This window comes from Campylobacter concisus (assembly GCF_902460845.1).
GTDB lineage: Bacteria > Campylobacterota > Campylobacteria > Campylobacterales > Campylobacteraceae > Campylobacter_A > Campylobacter_A concisus_X.
Map to the genome: position 1 here is coordinate 210,407 of NZ_CABPVS010000003.1, position 8,453 is coordinate 218,859.

Below are 8,453 nucleotides of genomic sequence, written 5' to 3' on the forward strand. Positions count from 1 at the left end.
ACTTAAATAAATTTGGTGCTCAAAATATATTTACAAAATTTGTAAATTTTATTTTAGTAGCCATACTTTGTGCTGGAGTATATTTGGGTTCTAGTTTTATTCTAGATACCAAAAATATAAAAGAGCAAAATGCTATAAATAATGCAAATAAAATTTCTTCATACCTTGATGGTAAAAAATACAAGGATCTCTCTCCAACACAAAAGATTGAGCTTCTAAATTTACTAAAACAAAGTCTAAATGACTATCCAAGAATCTTCAGCGGTGATACTAAATTTGAGTATATAACACTAGATACTTCGTATAAAGGCTTCACTCCAGTTAAAGCACTTTACTATGATTTGAATGCTGATTTTTTCAAAAATACAGTTTTAACTGAAATGGAAAATATACTAAAAAATGAAAGCGATCCAGATAAGCTAATAAAAGCATTTTATATGTATGATTCACTCTTTGACAAAGATTACACAAATGTGGATTTATTTAAAATTTGGATTAGCACAAACTGGGATAAATTTGAAAAATATGGCGTTGCAAAAGATGAATTTTTAGCTCATATTGAGGCTATTTTAAAGGCAGAAAATTTAAATATAACCGTAGATACAGTTGCTCAAAGTATAGCGAATACGAGGCTATCACCTGTCCAAAGAGCACAAAGGCTCTACTATATACTTGAGTTCATATCATTCAAAGACGATAAATCTTTTTATGATATTAAAAAAGATGTTGAAAATTTATACACAGTAGTCCAAGAAAAAGAAGCATTTAAGCCATTTAATAAAATTTATACAAAAGAAAATTTAAGAGATTTCTTGTCAAAGCTTAGCTCAAACATAGATCAAACAGCTGGAATAGAGTCTTGGCTAATGGAGACAAATTCTTCTTTAAAAGATATTAACTCAAATGATAAGAAAGAGTTAAGTATTGCTGTAATAGAGCTTTACTTGCAAAATTATGCTGATAAGTGGAGCCAAATTTTAAGAGAAATAGAGCCAAATGAATTTACCACAAAAAAAGAGGTCATAGAAGAGCTTGACATCTTGTCAAAGAGAGAAAATCCTTTAAATTCTTTAATAAAATTAACTAATCAAAATACAAATTTAAATGATGAGAATTTACTAAAATATATCTATTCTCTAGGATTTGCTTCAAGTGAGATAAAACGTGTTTTCAGTGATTTTAGTGCTAAATTTACTAATTACCATACGTTAAATTCTAATGACTTGCTAGATATTATAAGCAATGATGTAACAAGCGTTTATAAAAAAGTTAGTGACTATAACTTCGAAATGCTTCAAAGTAACGATGATAAAATAGTTTATGCCATAAATGGCATAAAAAACGAAAACGACCCATTCATTGTCTTAAATAATGATGCTAAGAAGCTTCCAGATGAGTTAAATGAATATTATCAAAAGTTATCGACACTTGCATGGAAACAAGTAGAAAATGGTGCTTCGGCGCTTTTATCAACAGCATATAGAGATGATGTTTTTGATGATTTTGAAAGTCTTATCAAGCCATTTTATCCATTTAATGAACAATCTCCAAAGGCTGTTAGCATAGAAGAATTTAAAAGATTCTTTGGCAAAAACGGAACTTGGAATAGCTTTTATGATAGATATCTAAAACAAATCTTAAGTAAAACCGCTGATGGTTATAAAATAAGACCAAAATATGCAAAAGAGCTAAGATTTAGTAGGGATTTCCTTAAAAATATTGCCTATATAGACAGAATTTCAAATTTAATGCTTGATTCAAATGATGAGCTAAAATTAAATTATAATTTAAAAGCTGTCGACTTATCGGCAAATTTTAGTCATATAAATATTAGTTATTCTAATAACTCTTTGACTTATGATCATACAATCGCCTCAAATTTGATAGTTTCAAGTAAAAATTTTGATATATCAACACAGTTTAAATTCAATGCAGTTTCAAGCACTGGAAGTGAGAGAAAAGAGCTAAGTTTTGATGGAGAATGGGGCTGGTATAAGATATTAAAGGCTTCAAATTTTAGTAGCGTTGGCGTTAGTACGCTTAATTTTGATGGTAGAAGAGATTCGTATTTTGGCTTTGAAGTAACACCAAATGGAGGAGAGCTTTTAGAGCTTATGGATATCATACCAACGATAAATTTACCAAAGAAGATGCTTTATTAAGGATAAAATATGCAACAAATAGCAGCAGTTATACAAAATTACGATAAAGCGTCAAGCTTTTCAGCTCAATTTATCATTTTTGATGAAAATGGCGGTGATATAGGCTCATTAGACACTACAAAATTTTCTTGTAATGATATGAGCGATTCAATCGCACCCAAACACGCTCATGTTGGATTTGAAGAGGGGGTTTTCACAATTTGTGGCTATAAAGATTGTGAAATTTTTTATAGTGATTCATATTCAAAGCTTCCAGATGACTATGAGAGCGTCATAAATTTGGGTGATGTCTTTAGGATAGGGGAGTTAAAATTTATATTTATAGACCCTTCTAGGATTGATGAATATATAGGAAAAGCCCATAAGATAATAGAAAATACGAAAAATTTTGATAAGCTTGATGATAAACGTTTTGAGCCAGTTGGTAAAATTTCAAATGTTGATTTTAAAGAAGAGCCAAAGATAAACTCATTGATAAATGATAAAAAAGATATCACTTTAAATGAAAATGCGCACGATGCAGTTTTAAATTTAAATGAGATAGCTCAAAATTTTGATGAAGAAGAAAATGCAAATAATCAAAATATGCTAACTGCAAAAAGCATGGATGAGCTTTTGACAAAGATAGTTGAGAGTATAAAATTGCAACCAAATATGAGCCCTATAAGTGAGCAGACTAGGACTTTAAATACAAAAGATATGGAAACAATCATGAAAACTCTTCCTCTTAGTGACTCGACAGAACTAATAAATACTGTTTTGGTTAAGCTTATATGCAAAGAGCTATATAGCCAAATGTATGATATAGTCGAGAATAACTCATTTTTTAAATATCTTTCAGGAGCCGTACTAAAAAGCACTAAGGAAGATAAGGAAGCGTTTAATTATCTATTGCATAAAGCTCTTCAAAGCTATATGTTAAAAAAGTAATGTTTTTAATAAAACAGAAAGTAAATAAAAGATAGAATAATCCAAACTTTTTAATAGGAGTAAATATGTCACAACCAGTGTATATTAAAGTGAAAGGTTCTACACAAGGACTTATTTCAAGTGGTGCTTCAACAGAAGCTAGTATAGGTAATCGCTATCAGTCAGGTCACGAAGATGAGATCATGGCTCAAGAGGTTTCTCATATAGTAACAGTTCCAACTGATCCACAAAGTGGCCAACCATCAGGCCAAAGAGTCCATAAGCCATTTAGTTTTACTACATCACTAAATAAAGCTGTTCCACTTCTTTACAATGCTTTAACACAAGGTGAAAGACTTCCAGAGGTTGAGATCTATTGGTATAGAACATCAACTAGTGGTGGTGCGGAGCATTTCTTCACTACAAAACTAGAAGATGCAACTATAACAGATATTACTCTAGTAAGTCCAAATGCTCAAGACAAGCTAAACAGCGACAAAACAGAGCTTTTCAAAGTTTCAATGAACTATAGAAAGATAGTTTGGGAACACGTAGCTGCAGGCACAAGCGGAAGCGATGACTGGAGAGAAGCTACTAAAAAAGCTTAAAACCAACCTAGGGTTTACCCCTAGGGTTAATAAAATCATCTTCTAGCTAGAAGGACACAGATGAGCCCTTTTTATCTTTATCTTTTAAATTAACATGATATGTGAAATGCGATATGAAACACCTAGTTATAGTCATATTTCTCATAACATCTTTATATTCACACGAAGCAAATTGTTTAAATATGTTTACTGTGATCTTTGATAAAAATACGACCGATGAAAATACTGCTAAATGTATAGAATATTACATAGATGAGCTTGGGTGTGATGCTAATATAGTCCCAAGTTTCGCTAATGATGGCTCCAATTTACTAGATGCTGCTTATGAAAATAATAAGACTAAAACGTTCGACTTACTTTTGAATAAAGATATTACGCCAGATAAATGGCTAACTGCAATTATAGCAACAGAATTCCTAGTCTTTTTTAGAGAAAATAACGATGGCATAAAAGACAAAAAAGCAAGCCCTGAGCTATTAGAATTTATAAAAACACCAAAATATAAAGAATTCAAAGAGGAAAAATTTAAATTAATCAAAAAACTATTAGATCATGGGCAAGATCCTTATTATTATGGTTATTTGAGAATTGTATTAAAGATAGTAGGAGATGAAAAAGATCTAGATAATTTATTAAAGAATAGAACTCAAAAGGAATTAGCGCAATGAAGCAATTGGCAATAATTATATTTCTCATAACATCTTTGTATTCACACGAAGCAAACTGCACGGATATGTTTGGGCTCATTTTTAATAAAAATTTAAGTGACACTGAAACAGCTAAGTATATAAAATACTACATAGATGATCTCGGATGCGATGCTAATGCTAGCGTAAAATTAAATAATTTAACGATTAGATCGAATTTATTGGAATTTGCTTACGATGCAAATAAAACAAAAACTTTTGATACTCTTTTGTTAAAAGGAACATCAGCTAATGCTAGTTTAGCAACGTCCATAGGCATGAGCTTTGCATTTTTCTTTAGGGAAAATGGTGTCGGTATAGACAATAAAAAAGCTAGCCCTGAGCTACTTAAATTTATAAAAACTCAAAAATATAAAGAATTTAAAGACGATAAATTTAGGCTAATTAAAAAGCTTTTATTGCACGGACAAGACCCAAAAGACTATGAGGTTTTAAAGGTTATTTTGAAAATTATAAATGATGAAAAAGATTTAGAGAAATTATTAAATGGCGGAAATAAATAGTGGATTTCTTTAACGTGAATAAAAAAAAGCTAGATGTAAAAAGTAATAATTCAGAAATAAAGAATTACGAAAAGCAAGATACATTTACAAAATTTAGTGAAGTCATTGATGGCACTGGTAAGACTTTTGGTGTATTGGGTTGCAAAACATGTGAAGCAGTTGCTGAAGTAGCAAAAACTGGAATAGATAACCAAAAAGAAAAAATTTACAATGAATACAAAGAAGCAAAAAGAGGTGGAATAGAAGAAAGTGTAAAAACTATGCGTAATCTCACCGACACCGATATTGAAATGTTTGAAAAGGCATTACAACAAGAAGAAGAAAACGAAAAAAAGATTGAAAGAGCAACAAATGGACAAAAATTTAACATCGCCAACATCATCACTGACTAAGCCTGTCATGCTAGCATCCGGTAACTCAGTTGCAACAGATGGCTTTGTGGACTACGGCGTATCTAACGATACTTTCTCAACTCTTCAGATAGCAAACGAGTCAAACGATAAATTTATCGTTACACGTGCAGATATTTATGAAAATTTAGAAAGTATATTTAGCATAGAGTGCTTCGCCTACATAAATTTGGTTAAAAATCCGCTCTATGAAAATTTAGATAGCATATACAACGACAAAGGCCAGGCTGGTATATATAAGTATCTAGACAAAAGTATAAAGCTAAGCATCAAAAAGCCATCATCAACTAACAAAAGTATAATTCCTGGCAACAACACAAGCGATACTATGTACTTTAACGGTATCGTAAGTGACGTGGAGTATCTTGGCGTAGATGATGAGACTAGTACAAATATAGATAAAAAATACTTCTTTAAATTCAAGCTAACTTCGCCACTATATAGACTAAGCATAAATAGGGCAAATAGAATTTATACAGACCAGAGCATTTTAGAAGTAGTAAAAGATATTTTGGCTTTTAATAAGCAAAGGCTAACCAAAGAGCTGGACTTCTCAAATATCAAAAATAACTACAACAAAAGAGAATTTATAGCCCAGTACAATGAGAGCGACCTAGCCTTTATAACAAGACTTTGCCATGATAGCGGTATATATTTTTATGAAGATAATGAAAAAATTTATTTTCATGATACATTTATACTAGCTTATAGCAATCAAAATGAAAATTTTACTTCAAGTGATACAAGTAGTGGTAAGGAAGCTAGAAAAGTAAGCTTTAATGTAAATTTGAATAATAATCTAGCAACCGAACACATAAATAAAATAACAAAGAGCGAGACGCTAAAGGCAAATAGCTTTACGCACTCTTTTCAAAATACAGCTTATCCAAATATGTTAGAGAGTAAAAATGAAAAGATATTTGACGAGCAGGTAAATATCTATGATAAGCATATAAATTTAGATGAGTATTCATTTAGTGACACTAGCTTGCTTGAAGTTAGCACCTACCTTAAAAAACTAAGAAGCGATATGCTTTTAAAAGAATTTACCGCTAGCTCAAATGTATTCGCACTAAATTTAAATGACAATATCTCGGTAGCCATTGACGCTAGCAAGGGCGAATATGAGTTTAAAATAATAGCTTTAAAGCATACTTATATTGATGAGAGCGTTTTAGAAAATACCTTAAATTTAGGCGATAATGTTCCATTTAAAGATAAAAAATTTATAAGCTCATACACAAATGAGATAAGCATCATTCCAAGTAGTGTGAAATTTGTCCCAAGCTACAAGCAAAAGCCAAAAGCACCAGACATCACGCTAGGTCTTGTAGTTGGTCAAGATGGACTAAACAGCCAAAATAACACGATCCATACTGATAGCTATGGTAGGGTAAAGGTGAGATTAAATGCTTTTAGTACGCAAGAGATAATCGATAAAGACGATGCCATCAACGCAAGCTATCACAAGAGCGCTTATCTAAGAGTGATAACGCCTATTGCTAGCAATAGCTCAGGATTTTTTGCCATACCAAGGATCGGTGATGAGGTGATCATCTCGTTTTTACAAAATGACATAGATAACCCAGTAGTAAGCGGTAGCCTATATAATGCCTCAAATACGCCACTTGTAAATGTAGATAGTAACTATCACCAAACATCTCTTAGCTCAAAAACAATTGGTGCAAATGAGACCGGTATAAACGAGATCACTTTATCAAATTTAAAAAATAAAGAGCAAATTTATGTAAAAGCAGAAAAGGACTATGACGAGCTTGTAAATAATGACTTTTCTCAAACAATACTAAATGACAAAAGCTCACAAGTACATGGAAGTTATACTGAACGAGTAAAAAAAGCTCACATCCAGACGATAGATCTAGCAAAAAATGTAAATGTCGGAGGCGAGTATCTAACAACAGTTGGACTTTCAAAAGATACAGTAGTTGGTGTCTCAAATACGCTAAACGTAGCTGTTGATAACAATACAAGAGTAGGTCAAGATAGTCATGAATTTGTGGGACATGATAAATTTGTAGAAGTAAAATCAAATCTTAATACGACCATACATAACGATGAGATGAGAGAGGTAAAGGGTACAAAAGAGCAGAACATAGATGGTGGTTATAAGCTAAATTCACAAAAAGGTATAAATGAATTTAGTAACGAACATATTGTGCTTCAGGCAAATAGCTACATTGATGTAAATGCTAAGTCAAATTTCACAACAAAAACAGCTGCCCAGCACACGGAGATTGCTGATTCAAAATTTAGCAATATAGAGACGACTTATGAGGTAAATGCCAAGGATAAGATAATCCATCAAGTAGGTAGCACAAAAGTAACGATAGAAGGATCAAGCGTCGTGATAGAAGTAGCTGGCGTAAAGGCGATATTTGATAGTAGAGGGCTAAGAGTTATTGGTGGAGATATAAAGGCTTTATAAGATCATATTTAAAGACTTACTTTCTATTTTAGTAGGTCTTTAAATTTTTAAATAAAATCAATCTCTACTAAAACTAATGCTAAGAATTTTAAAAGCAAAGGCTAAATTTTAGGGCTATGATAAAAGATAGTCACACAAATATTTCACATGGTACAATATACAAACCCTTCTAAAATTTATATAATTCATTCAAAATTTCAAATAATATAACAATAAGGAGAATATGATGGCTAAAGAAGCCGGAGTAGTTAAAAGCGTAAACGGAGGAATAGCAAGAGCACTTAATGACTTAACAGGAGAGGTAAGACAATTAAGTGTAGGAGATATTGTATACCAAGGTGAAAAGATAGTTACAGAGGGTTCTAACTCTAAAGTAACAATAACTCAAACTGATGGTAAAGATATAACTTTAATAGGTAAAGATACTCTAACTCTAGATCAAGACTCTAACAATAACGAAACAGTAGCTGATATCTCAGCTTTACAACAAGCCATCTTAAAAGGAACAGATCTTAATGCTCTAGAAGAAACTGCTGCAGGTGGTCCACAAGCAGGTGGTAATGGTGGAGATGGCGTAAGCTTATCTTCTACTAGCTTTGCAGAAGGAGGCCACATTAGTAACATTAATGCTAATGTAGGAAGCATAGATGCTTTATCTCTAGCAGCAGGTGGAGATAATAGCTTTGGTGTAAGTGGAGGAAGTGCTGT

General features: G+C 31.9%; 8 protein-coding genes. All 8 read left to right on the plus strand.

Translation table 11 applies throughout. From position 1 onward, the window contains the following. Positions 1-2,162, plus strand: a 2,162-nt coding sequence (locus tag F3H00_RS04155) for an ImcF-related family protein (RefSeq protein WP_316346677.1), incomplete at its 5' end; no start/stop codon positions are given. A gap of 9 nt (positions 2,163-2,171) precedes the next feature. Further along, positions 2,172-3,092: a hypothetical protein gene (locus tag F3H00_RS04160; protein WP_085658348.1), complete on the plus strand. Its 921-nt coding sequence runs from the start codon at positions 2,172-2,174 to the stop codon at positions 3,090-3,092. Between the two features lie 65 nt (positions 3,093-3,157). Then, positions 3,158-3,679, plus strand: coding sequence for an Hcp family type VI secretion system effector (locus tag F3H00_RS04165; protein WP_054195925.1), 522 nt, complete (start codon positions 3,158-3,160; stop codon positions 3,677-3,679). Between the two features lie 182 nt (positions 3,680-3,861). Further along, positions 3,862-4,347 (plus strand): hypothetical protein, encoded by a 486-nt coding sequence (locus F3H00_RS04170; protein ID WP_148800683.1) that lies wholly within the window; start codon positions 3,862-3,864, stop codon positions 4,345-4,347. Next, positions 4,344-4,889, plus strand: a complete 546-nt coding sequence (locus F3H00_RS04175) for a hypothetical protein (protein ID WP_223155235.1) — start codon at positions 4,344-4,346, stop codon at positions 4,887-4,889. Before F3H00_RS04170 ends, F3H00_RS04175 begins: the two co-directional genes overlap by 4 nt. Continuing rightward, entirely contained in the window at positions 4,889-5,281 is a 393-nt protein-coding gene (locus F3H00_RS04180; RefSeq protein ID WP_148800686.1) for a hypothetical protein, read from the plus strand. The genes F3H00_RS04175 and F3H00_RS04180 overlap by 1 nt, the downstream gene beginning before the upstream one ends. After that, positions 5,241-7,745, plus strand: coding sequence for a type VI secretion system Vgr family protein (locus tag F3H00_RS04185; RefSeq protein WP_187424130.1), 2,505 nt, complete (start codon positions 5,241-5,243; stop codon positions 7,743-7,745). Before F3H00_RS04180 ends, F3H00_RS04185 begins: the two co-directional genes overlap by 41 nt. A gap of 226 nt (positions 7,746-7,971) precedes the next feature. Continuing rightward, positions 7,972-8,453: retention module-containing protein (locus F3H00_RS04190; protein ID WP_187424128.1), on the plus strand; the 482-nt coding region annotated here is incomplete at its 3' end.

Excerpts from the sequence above, each read along its gene's own strand:
- F3H00_RS04160 (WP_085658348.1), top strand. The coding sequence starts at position 2,172 with ATGCAACAAATAGCAGCAGTTATACAAAATTACGATAAAGCGTCAAGC.
- F3H00_RS04165 (WP_054195925.1), top strand. The coding sequence starts at position 3,158 with ATGTCACAACCAGTGTATATTAAAGTGAAAGGTTCTACACAAGGACTT.
- F3H00_RS04170 (WP_148800683.1), top strand. The coding sequence starts at position 3,862 with ATGTTTACTGTGATCTTTGATAAAAATACGACCGATGAAAATACTGCT.
- F3H00_RS04175 (WP_223155235.1), top strand. The coding sequence starts at position 4,344 with ATGAAGCAATTGGCAATAATTATATTTCTCATAACATCTTTGTATTCA.
- F3H00_RS04185 (WP_187424130.1), top strand. The coding sequence starts at position 5,241 with ATGGACAAAAATTTAACATCGCCAACATCATCACTGACTAAGCCTGTC.